This is a genomic window from Sandarakinorhabdus sp., assembly GCF_032115815.1.
Lineage (GTDB): Bacteria > Pseudomonadota > Alphaproteobacteria > Sphingomonadales > Sphingomonadaceae > Sandarakinorhabdus.
This window is the reverse complement of sequence record NZ_JAUMBI010000252.1, coordinates 1-15,851: the sequence shown is the minus strand read 5'-3', so window position 1 is coordinate 15,851 and position 15,851 is coordinate 1. Positions and strand designations below refer to the sequence as shown.

The following is a 15,851-nucleotide window of genomic DNA, read 5'->3' as shown; positions in this document are numbered from 1 at the left end:
GGTGATGTTGATGATGACACCCTTGGCGCCGCGCATCGACACTTCATCCAGCAGCGGGTTGGCAATCGCCTTCTGCGCCGCTTCGATGGCACGGCCTTCGCCCGTGGCTTCGCCGGTGCCCATCATCGCCTTGCCCATCTCGCTCATCACGGTGCGGATGTCGGCGAAATCGAGGTTGATCAGGCCGGGCATGATCATCAGATCAGTGATGCCGCGCACGCCCTGGTGCAGCACCTGGTCCGCCATGGCAAAGGCGTCCTTGAAGGTGGTGTTGGCATTGGCGATCAGGAACAGATTCTGGTTCGGGATGATGATCAGCGTGTCGACATGCTTTTGCAGTTCGGCAATGCCTTCTTCGGCGGCGCGCATGCGCTTGGCGCCTTCGAAACTGAACGGCTTGGTGACGACACCAACCGTCAGGATCCCCTTTTCGCGCGCGGCGCGGGCCACGACCGGGGCTGCACCGGTACCGGTGCCGCCGCCCATGCCGGCGGCGATGAAGCACATGTGCGCGCCATCCAGCGCGGTTTCGAGCTGTTCAAGCGTTTCCTCGGCGGCAGCGCGGCCGATCTCCGGGCGGGCGCCGGCGCCCAGGCCTTGCGTGATCTTCATGCCAAGCTGGATGCGGGTGCCGGCCGGGCTCATGGCAAGCTGCTGGGCGTCGGTGTTGGCGACCACGAACTCCACGCCCATCAGATCGGCAGCGATCATGTTGGCCACCGCATTGCACCCGGCGCCACCAACACCAATCACAGCAATACGCGGCTTCAGTTCGGTCAGTTCCGGCTTCGCGAATTCCAGCATGTCGTGTCTCCCGAGGTCTTTACCATACTAGATGATGCGTGATTCGGTGGGAAGTGACTTCACAGACTTCCCCACAGTTTTTCGATGACTCCCCCAAATCCGCGCCGAAGCGAGGGGGCTTCGTTATTCACCTGCGCGTGCCACACGTCGCCGCGGTCGCCTTGCGCAAACAGCACCAGGCCAGCCAGCGTGGCAAAGGCCGGGCCTTCCTGCGCCACAGGCAGGCCATTCAATCCGCGCGGCCGCCCGATGCGGACGTTGCAGCCCAGATAGGAACCGGCATAATCGGCGATGGAGCGCAGGTCTGATCCGCCGCCAGTCAGCACGATGCGTCGGGCCTGCGGGCCGACAAAGCCCAGCCCTGACAAGGCCTTGGCGATTTCACCGAACAGCATGTCGAGCCGGGTGCGGATCACGCCCACCAGTTGCGCGCGCGGCACCTTCCTGGCTTCCACGCTGCCGTCTTCCACCGTAGGCGGGATGGTCACCGGGTCGCTCTGATCGCGGATGGTGGCCACGGCGGCGCCATCGAAGGTCTTCAGTCGCTCGGCATTGCTGCGCTTGGTATCGAAAGCGGCTGCAATGTCGTCGGTGATGTCGGCGCTGCCCATCGCTACGGTGGCGACGCCCACGGCAATGCCGAACTTGTGCACGGCGATGCTGGTCATGCCGGCGCCAATGTCGATCAGTGCCACGCCGATGTCGCGCTCTTCCTCGTCCAGCACGGCCAGGCTGGCGGCCAGCGGGCTGGCGACCAATGTGGAAATGCCGAGGTGCGATTGCGCCACGGCCCGGGTGAAGTTCATGATCGCGGGCGTGTCGGCGGTGACGACATGGATATCCATGCCCAACCGATCGGCATGCAGGCCCAGCGGGCTTTCGACGCCGGGCAGGCCATCAAGCGTGTAGAGCGCCGGCAGGGCATGGACCACGCTGCGGCCACGCGGATCGATGGCGGCGCGGCCGGCCTGGCGCAGCGTCACCATGTCGGTCGGCGTGATGCTGGCACCGGCGATGTCGATTTCGGCACTGGCCATGGAACTGGCCATGTTACCGGCGGCAAAGCTGGCGATCACGCTGTCCATCTGCATGCCCGCCGCGCGTTCGGCCTGATCCATCGCACCACGGATGGCCATTTCGGCCTTGTCGAAATCCGTCACCGTGCCGCGCTTCAGGCCCATGCACGGCTTTTGTCCGCTGCCGATGATGCGTGGGCTGCCGTCGCCGCCGACGAGCGCGATCAGCGCCGACACTTTCGACGTGCCAACATCAAGCACGGCGACCGGCCGTTCGGGCTGGCTGCGGCCGAGGGGAGGGAGGGGAATACGGGGAGCCATATGTTCCTCAGATCTGCATCAAATCTTCTGGGCCTGGGCGGCGGCGCGGCGGGCCTTTTCCGCTTCGGCCAATGTTTTGGCCACGGCCGGGCCGGCGACGATCATGCGGCCGGGCAGCCGCAGATCAAAGCGGGTGAAGCGGCCGCCCAGCAGCCGTTCCGGGCCCTGCCCATCAAGCCTGGCAAAGGTGGCCAGCGCCGCGCGTGCTTCGCCCGGCCGGTCGGGCAGCGCCAGCGTCTCGCCGCTCTTGAACCGCAAGTCCCAGCGGCGCCCACCCACGAACACGGCGGCGTTCACGTCGCGGCCCAGCGGTGTGGCGGCGATCAGTTCCAACGCATCGCGCACGCGGGCATTGGCGCCGGCGCCCACCAGGATCGGCAGATCGTTCCAGCGTTCCAGCCGCTCGCGGGTGAGCACTTTGCCGGTGATATCGATGGCGGCCAGGCGCTGGTGATGCTGCCACAGCGCAACCGGCTTGCGCTCTTTCACCTCGATCACCAGCGTGTCGGGCAGGCGGCGCTGCACGCTGGCATCGGCCAGCCACGGCAGGGCGCGCAGCCGCATCCGCACATCATCCAGATCGGTGGCGAGCATGGCGTTGCTGGGGCCGTTCAGCACGGCGGCATAGATGGCAAGCCGTTCCTGCTCGCGCGCGCCGGTCAGTTCGACATGGCGAACCTCCCACCCTTGCGCGGCGGTCCATTCCACAAAGCCGTTCCAGATGCGCTGCGGCACACCCACGGCAATCATCACTGCAATCGCAATCGCCAGCAGCACGGCGGCACCGATGCCCAATTGCTGGCGGGTGACTTTTGGCGCGTTGGCCGCGCGCGTTGGCCGCTTCTGCGCGGCTTTCGGCGGCCTGGCGCCGCGCTTCAGAACGGCGGCGGTCATGCCTTGGCCCCCTTCCGATGATCGTGAAGCGCCATATCGATCAGGCGCTGCACCAGCTGTTCGTAACTGATGCCGCGATACTTGGCCTGTTCCGGCACCAGGCTCAAGGGCGTCATTCCGGGCTGGGTGTTGGTTTCCAGCAGGAACAGGCCAGCCAGGCCTTGCGCCGGATCCCAGCGGAAATCGGAACGGCTGGTGCCGCGGCAGCCCAGCACCCGGTGAGCGGTAAGGGCATGGGCGAGGCAGGCCGCTTCGATTTCGGGCGGCAACGCAGCGGGGCAGATGTGCAGGGTCAGGCCGTCGGTATATTTGGCCTCGTAATCATAAAAGCCGCTTGAGGTCTGCAATTCGGTAACGGCCAGGGCTTCGTCGCCGATCACCGCCACGGTCAATTCCTTGCCGGCCACAAATGGCTCGGCCAGCAGCGTTTCGAAGGCCTGCCATGGCCCCGGCACGTCGCGACGGATCGGGTTGCCGTAATTGCTGCTGTCGGTGACGATGGCGACACCAACCGACGAGCCTTCGTTCACGGGCTTCAGCACATAGGGGCGGGGCAGCGGATCGCCTTCGAACAGGCTTTCGCTCGTCACCAGCTTGCCCTGGGGCATCGGCACCCCGGCCGGCACCAGCACCTTCTTGGTGAGCTCCTTGTCGATGGCGATGGCCGACGTGGTGAGTCCGGAATGGGTATAGGCGAGACCGAGCAAATCCATCACGCCCTGCACCGTGCCATCCTCGCCGGGCGAGCCGTGCAGCGCGTTGAACACCACGTCGGGCTTTGCCTCCAGCAGTTGCTGGCCAAGGTTGCGGCCCATGTCGATTTCCACGACATCGTGGCCCAGCGTGCGGCAGGCCTGCGCGATGCCGCGGCCGGAGGTGAGCGACACCTCGCGCTCCGCCGACCAACCGCCCATGAGCACTGCCACCTTCATTGCACCCGCCCCACGCGCTGGATTTCCCACTCCAACGACACGCCCTGCGTGCGCAGCACATGGGCCCGCACCAGTTCGCCCAGCGCCTCGATATCGGCGGCGGTGGCGCGGTGGCTGTTGATCAGGAAATTTGAATGCTTCTCGCTCACTTCGGCCCCGCCAACGCGAAGGCCCCGGCAGCCGGCGTTATGCACCAGTTCCCAGGCCTTGTGCGGCGCCGGGTTCTTGAAGGTGGAACCGCCGGTGCGGGTGCGCAGCGGCTGGCTGGCTTCGCGGGCGGCGGCGATGCGGTCCATCTCGGCCTGGATGGCGGCCTTCTCGCCGGGTTGGCCTTTCAGGCGAGCGGCGATCACGATCTCGCCGTCTTGCAGGTTGCTATGGCGATAGCTGTAATCCAACGCCGACAGTGCGCGGGTTTCGATGCCGCCGTCGCGGGTGACGATGGTCACGTCCACCAGTACATCGGCGACTTCGCGGCCATAAGCGCCGCCGTTCATCCGCACGAAGCCGCCAACGGTGCCGGGAATGCCGCGCAGGAATTCCAAGCCCGTCACGCCGGCATCCCGCGCCGCGCTGCTCACGGCGATGCCCGACGCGCCGCCGCCGCAAGTAAGTGTCTCGCCGTCGGCGCTGACCTTGCCGAATGCCTTGCCCAGCCGCACCACCACGCCCGGCACGCCGCCATCGCGCACGATCAGATTGCTGCCCAGCCCCAGCGCCATCACCGGAACATCGGAAGGCAGCGCTTTCAGGAAGGCGCGCAGATCTTCGATATCGGCTGGCTCGAACAGCCAGTCCGCAACGCCGCCCGCCTTGAACCAGACGAGCGGGGCCAGCGGCGCAGATGCCGTCAACTTGCCGCGCGCGGCCGGGGGGGCGGCAAGCGCCGTCATCCCGCCTTCACCTTGCCAATCGCTTCGGCGAGGCCCGCGGCCCACTTGGTGATGTCGCCGGCCCCGAGGCAGATCACCTGATCGCCGGGCTGGATCACGCCGGCCAGTTTCACCGCCAGATTGTCCGCGCCCGTCACCGTGTCGGCGATCGGGTGCCCGGCCGCAACCAATCCGGCCGCCAGCGCGGCGGCATCGACGCCTTCGATCGGCGCTTCGCCCGCCGCATAGACCGGTGCCACATAGACCATGTCGGCATCGTTGAACGCCGCGCAGAAGTCCGCCATCAGATCGCGCAGGCGAGTGTAGCGGTGTGGCTGCACCACGGCGATCACGCGGCCGGCTGCGCCTTCGCGGGCGGCGGCGAGCACGGCGCGGATTTCCACCGGATGGTGGCCATAATCATCAACGATGCTGGTGCCGGCGACCTCGCCCACCTTGGTGAAGCGGCGCTTAACCCCGCCAAACCGGGCCAGGCCGGCACGCAGGCCGTCATCATCCACGCCCAGTTCCAGCGCCACGGCGATGGCGGCCAGCGCGTTCTGCACATTGTGGCGACCGGGCATCGGCAGCACGAGATCGTCGATGCGGCGCTGGCCATCACGGGTGCGGACCAGAACGGAGAAGCGGTTGCCACCCGGCACCGGCGTCACATCCAGCCCGCGCACGTCGGCGGTGGCGGCAAAGCCGTAGGTGATGATGCGACGGTCCGACACGCGCGGGATCAGCGCCTGTACTTCCGGGTGATCGATGCACAATATGGCCGCGCCATAAAAGGGAACGGCGTGGACGAAGGTTTCAAAGCCTTTGCGTACCGCTTCGAAATTGCCCCAGTGATCGAGATGTTCCGGATCGATGTTGGTGACGATGCCGAACGTGCCGGTGAGCCGCAGGAAGCTGCCGTCGCTTTCATCGGCCTCCACCACCATCCAGTCCGACGCGCCCAGGCGGGCGTTGGAGCCGATGGAATTGATGATGCCGCCGTTGATGACGGTGGGATCAAGCCCGCCGGCATCGAGCAGCGTGGCGACCATCGAGGTGGTGGTGGTTTTACCGTGGGTGCCGGCGACGGCAACGCAGCTTTTCAGCCGCATCAGTTCGGCCAGCATTTCGGCGCGGCGCACGACGGGGATGCGCTTGGCGCGGGCGGCCACGACTTCGGGATTGTCGGCCTTGATCGCGGTGGAGGTGACCAGCACGGCGGCATTGGCGACATTGTCCGCCTTCTGGCCGATGAAGACCTTGATGCCTTTCTTGCGCAGGCCTTCAACCACATAGCCTTCGGCAGAATCGCTGCCCTGCACGTCGAAACCCAGATTGGCCATCACCTCGGCAATGCCCGACATGCCGATGCCGCCGATGCCGACGAAATGGATGACGCCGATATCGGTGCGGAAACCGGGGCGCAGACGAATGGTTGCGGGAGCGGAGTTCATGCGATCAATCCAGTGGCAATGACAAGATTGGCCAAGCGTGTCGCGGCTTCCGGATGGCCGGCGGCGCGCGCCGCTGCGGCGGCCTCTGCCAACCCCTGCCGGTCTGTTAACCATTGCGTCAAGGCCTCGGCCAGCCGCTCCGGCGTAAAATCCTGTTGACGGATCATCTGCGCCCCGCCGGCTGCCACCAGAGCGGCGGCATTGTCGGCCTGGTGATCATCGGTGGCGATCGGCAGTGGCACCAATATGGACGGCCGGCCCATCACGGCGAGTTCTGCGACGGTCGACGCGCCGGAACGGGCGATGACGATATGGCTGGAAGCCATCTCGGCCGGAAGATCGGGGAAGTAGGCAGCGATTGTCGGCTCGATCCCGGCGGCGCGGTAGGCGGCCAGCATCTCGTCGCGATCCTCGTCGCGGCCCTGGTGGGTGATGTCCAGATCGGCGCGCAGCGCGGCCGGCAGCAGCCGTACAGCGGCCGGCACCACCCGGTTCAGAACCGCCGCTCCCTGGCTGCCGCCGGTCACCAGAAGCTTCAATCGGGCAGCATTCTCGTCGAATTTTACATCCCGGGCAGCCAGAACTTCGGGGCGCACCGGGTTGCCGACGAAATGCGCCCGGCGCTGCCAGCTGCCTTCCATGCGGCGCACCCGCGGGAAGCTGGTGGCAATTGCCCGCACCCGCGGCGCCAGATAGCGATTGGTACGACCGAGCACGGCATTCTGCTCGTGGATCAGGCAGGGCAGGTACAGCGACAATCCCGCCAGCAGACCGGGCAGTGCGGGATAGCCGCCAAAACCGATGACGGCGCGCGGGCGCATGTCCTTGAAAAGCTTGCGTGCGGCGCTGCGACCCTTCCAGATGCTGAGCGCCACTTGCGGCAAGGAACGCCAGCCGCTGCGGCCGGTCGAAGCCGCTTCCACCTTGGTGACGGGCACGCCGGGGAACAGTCCGGGGAAGCGCAGGCCACGCTCGTCCGTCACCAGATGCACCTTGTGGCCACGCGCCATCAGTTCAAGCGCCAGGCAATGCGCCGGCACCATGTGGCCGCCGGTGCCGCCGGCGCACAGCACATAGGTGCCGCCGGGGCTTGGGGTCATCTGGCGCGGGTTGTCGGTCATGCCGGGCGCAGACTGCCGGGCGGCCGCGCCCAGGGCTGGCCCTTCAGGAAGGGATTGCAACGGGTTAGTGCCAACAACAGGCCAGCACCAACGCAGATGGCTAGATAGGATGAACCGCCGTGGCTGATGAACGGCAGGGTCATGCCCTTGGACGGCAGCAGCGCCAGATTGACCATCATGTTGATCGCCGCCTGAAAGCCGAACTGCGCCGCCAGCCCGGCCGTGGCGAGGAACACGAACGGGTCTTCCTCGTCCATCGCCACCAGCAGCGCGCGTACCACCAGGCCCATGAACAGGCCGGCCAGCATGAAGCAGGCGATCAGGCCGAACTCCTCACCGATGACGGAGAAGATATAGTCAGTCTGGGCTTCGGGCAGACGGAACTTCATGCGACCTTCGCCCGGCCCGGTGCCCAGCCAGCCGCCGGCGCGGAAGCAATCCAGCGCCTTGTCGATCTGGAAGGTGTCGCCGGTGCCCAATATCCACTTGTCGATGCGGGCGGCGAAGTGATCGAGGGTGAAATAGGCCGCGACCAGCCCAACGATGCCCAGCCCGGCCAGAGCGCCGATGATGGTGAGCGACAGGCCAGCCAGCATCGCTTGCGTCAACCATACTGCCGAAATCAGGGCTGATTGGCCCACGTCAGGCTGGGCGATCAGGCAGATCACGGCCATCGCCAAAATGCTCATGCTGATCTGCATGGTGGGCAGGCTGCGATCTTCCACCTTCAGGCTGAGCAGCCAGGCAGTCGTCACGATGAAACAGGGTTTGAAGAATTCGGACGGCTGGAACTGGAAGCCGGGCAGCTGAATCCAGCGCGCCGCGCCGTTGGCGCCGCCGCCGATGAATGGCACCAGCAACAAGGCCACCAGGCAGCCCAAGGTGCCGACCACGGCCAACCGCTTCAGCATACGGATATCGAGCATAGAGGTGGCCAGCATCAACGGCAGGCCCAGTGCCACCCAGCCCAATTGGCGATAGAGGAAATAGAGATCATCGAAGCGCATCGCGGTGCCCGAAAGCCTGCGGGCAGCGGCCGGAGAGGCGGCCGCCACGGCAACGATGCCGGCCGCAACCAGCGCGAAGATGATGATCAGCAGCGTCTTGTCGATGGTCCAGAACCAGCGGCCGATGGTGGAGCGGTCCCCGCGCGTGAGCGCGGCGGCGAGCGTGCGATTGGTGCTGCGGCTGGCCATCCTGTCCCCCTCAAAGCGCCGCGACTGCTGCCCGGAAGGCAGCGCCACGGTCCTCGAAATCCCTGAATTGATCAAAACTGGCCGCCGCCGGGCTGAACAGCACGACCTCGCCCGGTTTGGCGGTGGCCAGCACATCCGTTATCGCCTGCGCCAGCGTGCCTGACTGGGTGACTGGCAGGCGGCCAGCAAGCTGCTCGGCAAATTGCGGCGCGGCTTCACCGATCAGATAGGCGCCAGCAACCTGGTCCAGATGCGGCAGGATTGCTGACAGATCGGCCTTGCCGCTGGCATCCAGCTTGGGCCGGCCCCCAGCAATCCACCGGATGCGCGGATAGGCCGTAAGCGCCGGGGCGGTGCTGTCGGCGTTGGTGGCCTTGCTGTCGTTCACCCACAGCAGTCCGTGCTTCTCGCCAACCGGTTCCATGCGGTGTGCCAGCGCCTGATAACTGGCGAGCCCGCGCGCGATCACATCGTCGGATATGCCGAGCGCGCGGGCCGTCGCAATGGCGGCGCGGGCATTTTCCAGATTGTGCGGGCCCTTCAGCGCCGGCCAGTCGGATTGCGGAGAGGGCAGCGCCACATCCTCGATGAACAGCACCGGCCCTGAAGCTACCGTCCAGGCGGCCTGCGCTTCGCGGCCAACGATGGCGGTGCTGCCGGGTTTCTGCATGGCAAACAGCCGCGCCTTGGCACCGGCATAGCCGGCCATCGTGCCGTGCCGTTCCAAATGGTCGGGCGTGATGTTGGTGAGGATGGCGACGTCGCAGGCCAGGCTGTGAGTGATTTCCAGCTGATAGCTCGACAATTCCAGCACCCACACGCCACCGGCTGGCAGCGGATCCTGCGCCATGATGGGTAGGCCGATGTTGCCGCCCATCGCCGCTGGGATGCCGGCGGTGACGCACAGATGATGCACCAGCGCCGTGGTGGTGGATTTGCCGTTGGTGCCGGTGATGCCTACCACGCGCGCCGCCGGCTGGCTGAGGGCAAACAGCTCGGTATCGCCGATTACGGGCACGCCATGGCGTGCGGCCGCGGCGAAGATCGGCGCCGAATGCGGCACACCGGGCGACACCACCACGCCGGCCAGCCCCCTCAGATCAGCGTTGTTCAGATCGACCAGTTTGCCTTCAAACGCCGCGCGTGCTGCTTCGCCGTCATCCCACGCCCACACCTCGCCGCCCGACGCGGCCAGCGCCGCCGCCACGGCGCGGCCGGTGCGGGCCAGGCCCAGCACGCCCCAGCGTTTGCCGGCAAAGGCGGGCGAGGTAATCACCGGTGCAGCGTCCTCCCCCCCCGTGCGCCACGGTTACGCAGCAGCACACGCGGTGCGGGGTATGCAGGTTCAAGGAGGAGGACGCTGCTGACGAACATGGCGCTCACCGAAGTTTCAGTGTTGCCAGGCCCGCCAAGGCGAGCAGGATGGCGATGATCCAGAAGCGGATCACCACGGTCGACTCTTTCCAGCCTTTCTTCTCGTAATGATGGTGCAGTGGCGCCATGCGGAACACGCGCTTGCCTGTCGTCTTGAAGCTCACCACTTGAATGATCACTGAAAGCGTTTCGAGCACGAACAGCCCGCCGATCACCAGCAGCACCAGTTCGTGATTGGTGATCACCGCGATGGTGCCGAGCGCGCCGCCCAGCGCCAGGCTGCCGGTGTCGCCCATGAACACCATTGCCGGCGGCGCGTTGAACCACAGGAAGCCCAGACACGCCCCGATCAACGCCGCGCAGAATACCGCCAACTCGCCCGAACCCGGCACGTGATGGATGCCGAGATAATCCGAAAAGCGGATGTTGCCGACCAGATAGGCGATCACCGCAAAAGCCGCTGCGGCAATGATCACCGGCATGGTGGCGAGGCCATCAAGGCCATCGGTAAGGTTCACGGCGTTGCCAAAGCCGGTCACGATGAAGGCGGCAAAGGCGATGTAGAACAGCCCCAGATAAAGCCCGGCATCCTTCAGGAACGGCAGATAGAGGGTGAAGCCGGTGCGGCTGGCGATCCACGAACAGGCGAGGCCAGCAATCAGAAACTCCATCCCCAGCCGCACCTTGCCGGAAACGCCTTTGTGGCTCTGCTTCGTCACCTTGTCATAATCGTCCATGAACCCGATGGCGCCGAACCCCAGCGTGACCAGCAGGCTGGCCCACACAAAGCCATTGCTGAAATCCATCCACATCAAGGTGGAGATGGTCATCCCGATCAGGATCAGCAGGCCACCCATCGTCGGCGTGCCGCGCTTGGTGAGCAGATGCCATTCCGGCCCATCCTCGCGGATCGGCTGGCCCTTGCCCTGCTTGGCGCGCAGCATGTCAATGAAGCGCGGCCCCAGCACCAGCGCGATGGCCAGGCTGGTCATCAACGCGGCGATCGCCCGGAAGGTGATGTAGCGGAAGATGTTGAACAGGCCTTCATAGCCCGCAAGATCGGCCAGCAGCTTGATCATGGCATCATGTCTCCGCTTGCCAGCGCCTCGATGACGCGGGCCAGCCCGATCGAATTGGAACCCTTGACCAGCAGCACATCATCGGCCGCAATCAGGCGGGAAATCTCAGTGCGCGCGGCATCGGCATCGGCGACGTGACGCACATCGATGCTGCGACCCAGGGTGGCGGCCAGCGGCTGCATTTCGGCGCCAACCAGCACGGCGGCAGCCACGCCGGCATCGCGAATGTGCGGCGCCAGCCCGGCATGGAACTCATCCGACAGCGTGCCTAGTTCCTTCATGCTGCCCAGCAGCGCCAGGCGGCGGCCGTGGCGCGCGGGCGCCACTGCCTTCAGCACGGCCAGGCTGGCCGCCATACTGGCCGGATTGGCGTTATAGGCTTCGTCGATCACGATGGCTTGACCGGCACCGGCGGCCACCCGCAGGCGGCGGCCGCGTCCGGGCAGATCATTGAGTTCGGCCAGTGCCAGGCCAGCCAGCGCCAGATCACCGCCCGCCGCCTGCACCCCGGCCAGCACGGCCAGCGCATTATTGACCCAATGCTGCCCGGCCATGCCGATCTTGAACGTCAGGGTGTCGCTGCCGATCCGGGCGGTCACGCAACTGCAATCGGGGTGTAGCGCCACCTTTTCGGCGCGCACATCGGCGCCGTCGCTCATGCCGAAGCGCACCACTTTCGCGCCAGCATCAGCGGCGGCGCGGGCCAGCTGATCGGCGTGGGAACTGTCGTGCGGGATGATGGCGGTACCGCCTGCGGGAAGCCCGGCAAAAATCTCGGCCTTTGCCATGGCGATGTCGGTTTCAGTCGCGAAAAACTCGCGGTGCGCCGATGCAACCCAAGTGACGATGGCGATGTGCGGGCGCACCAGCTGGGTCAGCTCGGCCAATTCGCCACTGTGGTTCATGCCCATTTCGAACACGCCGAAGCGCGACGCCGCCGGCATGCGGGACAGGCTCAGCGGTACGCCGGTATGATTGTTGTAGCTTTTCACGCTGGCGTGCACGGCATCCGGCGCGAAGCGGGAGAGCGCTGCCTTTAGAGCTTCCTTGACGCCGGTCTTGCCGACGCTGCCCGTCACGCCGATGCGGGTGGCGCTGCTGCGATCGCGCGCGGCGGCACCCAGGGCGTTCAGGGCCGCCATGGTGTCGGCCACGCGCACGTGCGGCGCGTCTAAAGCTTCACTCACCAGCAGGCCGGCTGCGCCGCGCTGCAGCGCCGTGCCAACAAAACGATGGCCATCGGTGGCCTCGCCCTTCAACGCGATGAACAGATCGCCGGCCACCACTTCGCGGCTGTCGAAGGTGACGCCATCGGCCATGAAGTCGCCATGCGCCGTGCCCTGGCAGGCCTCGGCAATGGCGGCGCTGGTCCACAGGCTCACGCTGCGCACTCCCGCGCCACGGTCACGTCGTCGAACGGCAACACACGATCCCCGACGGTCTGGCCTTGCTCATGACCCTTGCCGGCGATCAGCACGATGTCGCCGGCAAGGGCCATGGTAATGGCCGCGGCAATTGCCCGGCGGCGATCCGCTATTTCCTGTCCGCCGGGCGTGGCAGAGAGGACGGAGGCGCGGATGGCCGCCGGGTTTTCACTGCGGGGATTGTCGTCGGTTACAACGACGACATCGGCATGGGCGGCCGCAGCCTCCCCCATCAGGGGGCGCTTGCCGGCGTCGCGGTCGCCGCCGGCCCCAAATACGATGATCAGCCTGCCCGTTACATGCGGGCGCAGCGCCGCACAGGCCGCGATGATGGCATCGGGTGTGTGCGCATAATCGACATACACGGCAGCACCTGAACGCGTGATGACCGCGCGTTCCAGCCGGCCGCGCACGCCCGACACGCGGGCGAGGTTTGAAAGCGTCTGGCTCACGTCGCCGCCGCAGGCGATCACCAGCCCGGCGGCAACCAGCGCATTGGCGGCCTGATAGGCGCCGATCAGCGGCAGCGCGATCTTGTAAGTCTGGCCGCCGGCCTGCAGCATCAGGTCCTGCCCCAGCGATGTCGGCGTGCGGCCGACCAGCTTCAGCGCTTGGCCGGCTTCGCCAACGGTGAACATCCTGAGCCCGCGCCCGCGTGCCACGTCGATCATCCGGGCCGACCAGTCGCCATCATCGGCCCAGATCACGGCGCTGCCGCCATCATCGACCACTTCGGCCAGCAGCCGCGTCTTGGCGATGAAATAGGCCTCCATGGTGCCGTGGTAATCAAGATGGTCGCGGGAAAGATTGGTGAAGGCGGCAGCCGTAACCGGCAGACCTTCGGTACGATACTGGTCGAGCCCGTGGCTGGAGGCTTCGAACGCCGCGTGGCTGATGCCCTCGCGCGCCAGGCCGGCCATGGTGGCCAGAAACGTCACCACATCGGGCGTCGTCAGCCCGCCGGTGCCATCGCGCGGGGAAACGCTGTCATAACCGGTGGTCACGCCCAACGTGCCGATGCTTGCAGCGCGATGCCCTGCCGCCTGCCACAGCTGGCGGGTCAGTTCGGCCGTACTGGTCTTGCCGTTGGTGCCGGTGATGGCCACGGTGGTGGCCGGGAATGGTGCAAAATAGCGGGCGGCGAGCGCCGCGAAGGCTCGGCGCGGATTGGCATCGGCCACGTGGACAGCGCCTTGCACCCTGGCTTCGGGGCGGGCCACAATGGCGATGGCACCGGCGGCAATGGCGGCCGGGATGAAATCCTCGCCATTGACGCGCGCGCCCTGGAACGCGCCGAAGATGGTCCCGGGCGCAACCTTGCGGTGATCAAGCGCAAAACCGGTGACGAGATCGTCACCGGCCTGGCTTGCGTTGGGGAGAAGCGCACCCAGCCGCATCGCTACTCCTTGGCCTCGATGGCGGCGGGCAGCAGACCCGTCAAATCAAGATCGCGGTTGGGTTCCGGCACCACGCCCAAGGGCGGGGCGATGCGGCGGATGATGTTGTTGATGGCGGGCGCCACCACCATGCCGGCGGTGCGGAAGCCATAGGTGGACTTGCTGCCGCGCGGATCGTCGATCATGGCCACGACAACATAGCGCGGCGCATCCATCGGGAAGGCGGCGGCGAAGTTCACCACGTTCTGGCCGCGGACATATCGGCCATTCTCGATCTTCTCGGCCGTGCCCGTCTTGCCGCCCACGCGATAGCCCGGCACGTCGGCCTTGCGGCCAGTGCCCTTGGTGACAACCAGGCGCAGCAGCCGACGCAGTTCCATGCTTGTGCGTTCCGAAAACACCCGGCGGCCGGGCGGCACCGCAGCAGGGTCACGCTTCAGCAGCGTGGGGGCGTGGTAGATGCCGCCATTGACCAGCGTGGCATAGCCATTGGCCAGGTGCAGCGGCGAGACGGTGAGGCCGTGGCCATAGCTGATCGTCATGGTGGCGCTCTGGCCCCAGTTGGACAGCGGTGGGAATTGCGGGCGGGCCTTTTCCTTAAGCTCGACCTCGACTGGCTTCAGGAAGCCCAGCTTGTCGAGATATTCGCGCTGCCGCTCGCGGCCCAGTTCCACGGCCATGCGGGCAGTGCCGATGTTGCTGGAATAGATGAAGATTTCCGGCACGGTGAGCCAGCGGTTCTTGGCGTGATCGTCGCGGATGCGGAAGCCGGCGACATAGAGCGGCGCGGTGGCGTCATACAGTTTCTGCAGGTTGGTGAGCGTGCCGGTTTCCAGTGCGGTGGCGATGGTGAAGGCCTTGAAGGTGGAGCCCAGTTCATAGCCGCCCAGCGTCACCCGGTTGAAGCGGCTGCCGTCGTCATTCTGGGTGGTGTATTTGGTGCCATCGGCGCGCTGGCCGGGCACGTTGGGATTGAAATCGGGCAACGACACCATGGCCAGCACTTCGCCGGTGTTCACGTCCATCACCACGCCGGCGGCGCCCTTGGCGTTCTGATCGGCCACCAGCGCGGCCAGTTCATATTGCATCGCCTGCTGCACGCGCACATCGATGGAAAGCGCCAGCGGGGCGGCGCGTTGCACCGGATCGGCGAGGCGCTGGTCAAAGGCCTTTTCCACGCCGATCAGGCCGCGGCCGCCATCATCGGTGTAGCCCAGCGCCTGCGCGGCGAGGTTGATGTTGGGATAGAGGCGTTCGGCTTCGCGGGTCAGCTCGATCGCCGGCTCGCCCAAGTCATTGATTCGACGAGCCTGCCCGGGCAGCACCCGGCGGGCGAGATAGCGCAGGCCCTTGGACGAAGTGAGGTCGGTCAGGATTTCGTCGCGGCTGCGTTCCGGCAGGATCTCGGCCAGCTTGGTGGCCAGCACGTCCGGATCAGAGGTGAGCCGGCGCGGGATCACGGTGATCGCATAGGCTTCGAACGTGCGGGCCAGTTCGACACCGTTGCGATCAACAATGTCGCCACGCGGCGGGGCGGCGCTGATCAGCTTGGTTTCGCTTCCGGGGGTGCCCTGGATCACGGAAAGATCGACCAGCCGGACCAGGATGATCAACGCCAGCACCGGAAACAGCATGATCAGGAAGGCCAGCCGCTGCCGGGCCTGGGCGCGGGCCGTCACCCGTTCCCCGGACACGGTCGGGCTTTGGGCCGGCGAGGCGCCGATCAACGGATCATTGCCGGGAATACTGGCCATCAGTCCTCCCCGTCCTGTGGCTCAACGGGGTCGGCAGGCAGCGGTTCGGACACGTCGGCCGCTGCCGGCACGTCACCGAAACTGGTGCGCACCAGGCGCGCGGTGCTGCCGGACTGTGCCGGCGCAGGGCCGGCGGCTGGCGGATTGCTGCCGGCTGCCGGCGGAATGCTGCCGGGCGCTGCCGGGCCAATTTCGGCCACAGCAAACTGCACG

14 protein-coding genes are annotated in these 15,851 nt (G+C 66.4%); all 14 read right to left on the bottom strand.

Annotation, left to right across the window (positions count from 1 at the left end; genetic code table 11):
* Positions 1–804, bottom strand: an 804-nt coding sequence (gene ftsZ, locus RT662_RS14605) for a cell division protein FtsZ (protein WP_313671415.1), incomplete at its 3' end; no start/stop codon positions are given.
* Positions 805–863: 59 nt separating this feature from the next.
* Positions 864–2,141 carry a cell division protein FtsA gene (gene ftsA, locus RT662_RS14600; protein ID WP_313671414.1) on the bottom strand — a complete coding sequence of 426 codons (1,278 nt, stop codon included), beginning with the start codon at positions 2,139–2,141 and terminating at the stop codon, positions 864–866.
* An 18-nt stretch (positions 2,142–2,159) separates the two neighbouring features.
* Positions 2,160–3,035, bottom strand: coding sequence for an FtsQ-type POTRA domain-containing protein (locus tag RT662_RS14595; RefSeq protein WP_313671413.1), 876 nt, complete (start codon positions 3,033–3,035; stop codon positions 2,160–2,162).
* Positions 3,032–3,967: a D-alanine--D-alanine ligase gene (locus RT662_RS14590; protein ID WP_313671412.1), complete on the bottom strand. Its 936-nt coding sequence runs from the start codon at positions 3,965–3,967 to the stop codon at positions 3,032–3,034. Before RT662_RS14590 ends, RT662_RS14595 begins: the two co-directional genes overlap by 4 nt.
* The gene (murB, locus tag RT662_RS14585; RefSeq protein WP_313671411.1) at positions 3,964–4,860 is read right to left on the bottom strand and encodes a UDP-N-acetylmuramate dehydrogenase; all 897 of its coding nucleotides are present in this window, start codon (positions 4,858–4,860) and stop codon (positions 3,964–3,966) included. The genes RT662_RS14590 and murB overlap by 4 nt, the downstream gene beginning before the upstream one ends.
* Positions 4,857–6,293: a UDP-N-acetylmuramate--L-alanine ligase gene (gene murC / locus RT662_RS14580; protein ID WP_313671410.1), complete on the bottom strand. Its 1,437-nt coding sequence runs from the start codon at positions 6,291–6,293 to the stop codon at positions 4,857–4,859. The genes murB and murC overlap by 4 nt, the downstream gene beginning before the upstream one ends.
* Positions 6,290–7,414, bottom strand: coding sequence for an undecaprenyldiphospho-muramoylpentapeptide beta-N-acetylglucosaminyltransferase (gene murG / locus RT662_RS14575; protein ID WP_313671409.1), 1,125 nt, complete (start codon positions 7,412–7,414; stop codon positions 6,290–6,292). The genes murC and murG overlap by 4 nt, the downstream gene beginning before the upstream one ends.
* Entirely contained in the window at positions 7,411–8,610 is a 1,200-nt protein-coding gene (locus RT662_RS14570) for a putative peptidoglycan glycosyltransferase FtsW (protein WP_313671408.1), read from the bottom strand. The genes murG and RT662_RS14570 overlap by 4 nt, the downstream gene beginning before the upstream one ends.
* A 10-nt stretch (positions 8,611–8,620) precedes the next feature.
* Complete coding sequence (murD, locus tag RT662_RS14565; RefSeq protein WP_313671407.1) at positions 8,621–9,886, bottom strand: UDP-N-acetylmuramoyl-L-alanine--D-glutamate ligase; 1,266 nt, start codon at positions 9,884–9,886, stop codon at positions 8,621–8,623.
* 103 nt (positions 9,887–9,989) lie between these two features.
* The gene (mraY, locus tag RT662_RS14560) at positions 9,990–11,063 is read right to left on the bottom strand and encodes a phospho-N-acetylmuramoyl-pentapeptide-transferase (protein WP_313671406.1); all 1,074 of its coding nucleotides are present in this window, start codon (positions 11,061–11,063) and stop codon (positions 9,990–9,992) included.
* Positions 11,060–12,454, bottom strand: a complete 1,395-nt coding sequence (gene murF / locus RT662_RS14555) for a UDP-N-acetylmuramoyl-tripeptide--D-alanyl-D-alanine ligase (RefSeq protein WP_313671405.1) — start codon at positions 12,452–12,454, stop codon at positions 11,060–11,062. Before murF ends, mraY begins: the two co-directional genes overlap by 4 nt.
* Positions 12,442–13,884, bottom strand: a complete 1,443-nt coding sequence (locus tag RT662_RS14550) for a UDP-N-acetylmuramoyl-L-alanyl-D-glutamate--2,6-diaminopimelate ligase (protein WP_313671404.1) — start codon at positions 13,882–13,884, stop codon at positions 12,442–12,444. The genes murF and RT662_RS14550 overlap by 13 nt, the downstream gene beginning before the upstream one ends.
* Before the next feature lie 2 nt (positions 13,885–13,886).
* Complete coding sequence (locus RT662_RS14545; protein ID WP_313671403.1) at positions 13,887–15,638, bottom strand: penicillin-binding protein 2; 1,752 nt, start codon at positions 15,636–15,638, stop codon at positions 13,887–13,889.
* A partial coding sequence (locus RT662_RS14540; protein ID WP_313671402.1) for a hypothetical protein occupies positions 15,638–15,851 on the bottom strand: 214 nt, incomplete at its 5' end. The genes RT662_RS14545 and RT662_RS14540, both read right to left, overlap by 1 nt.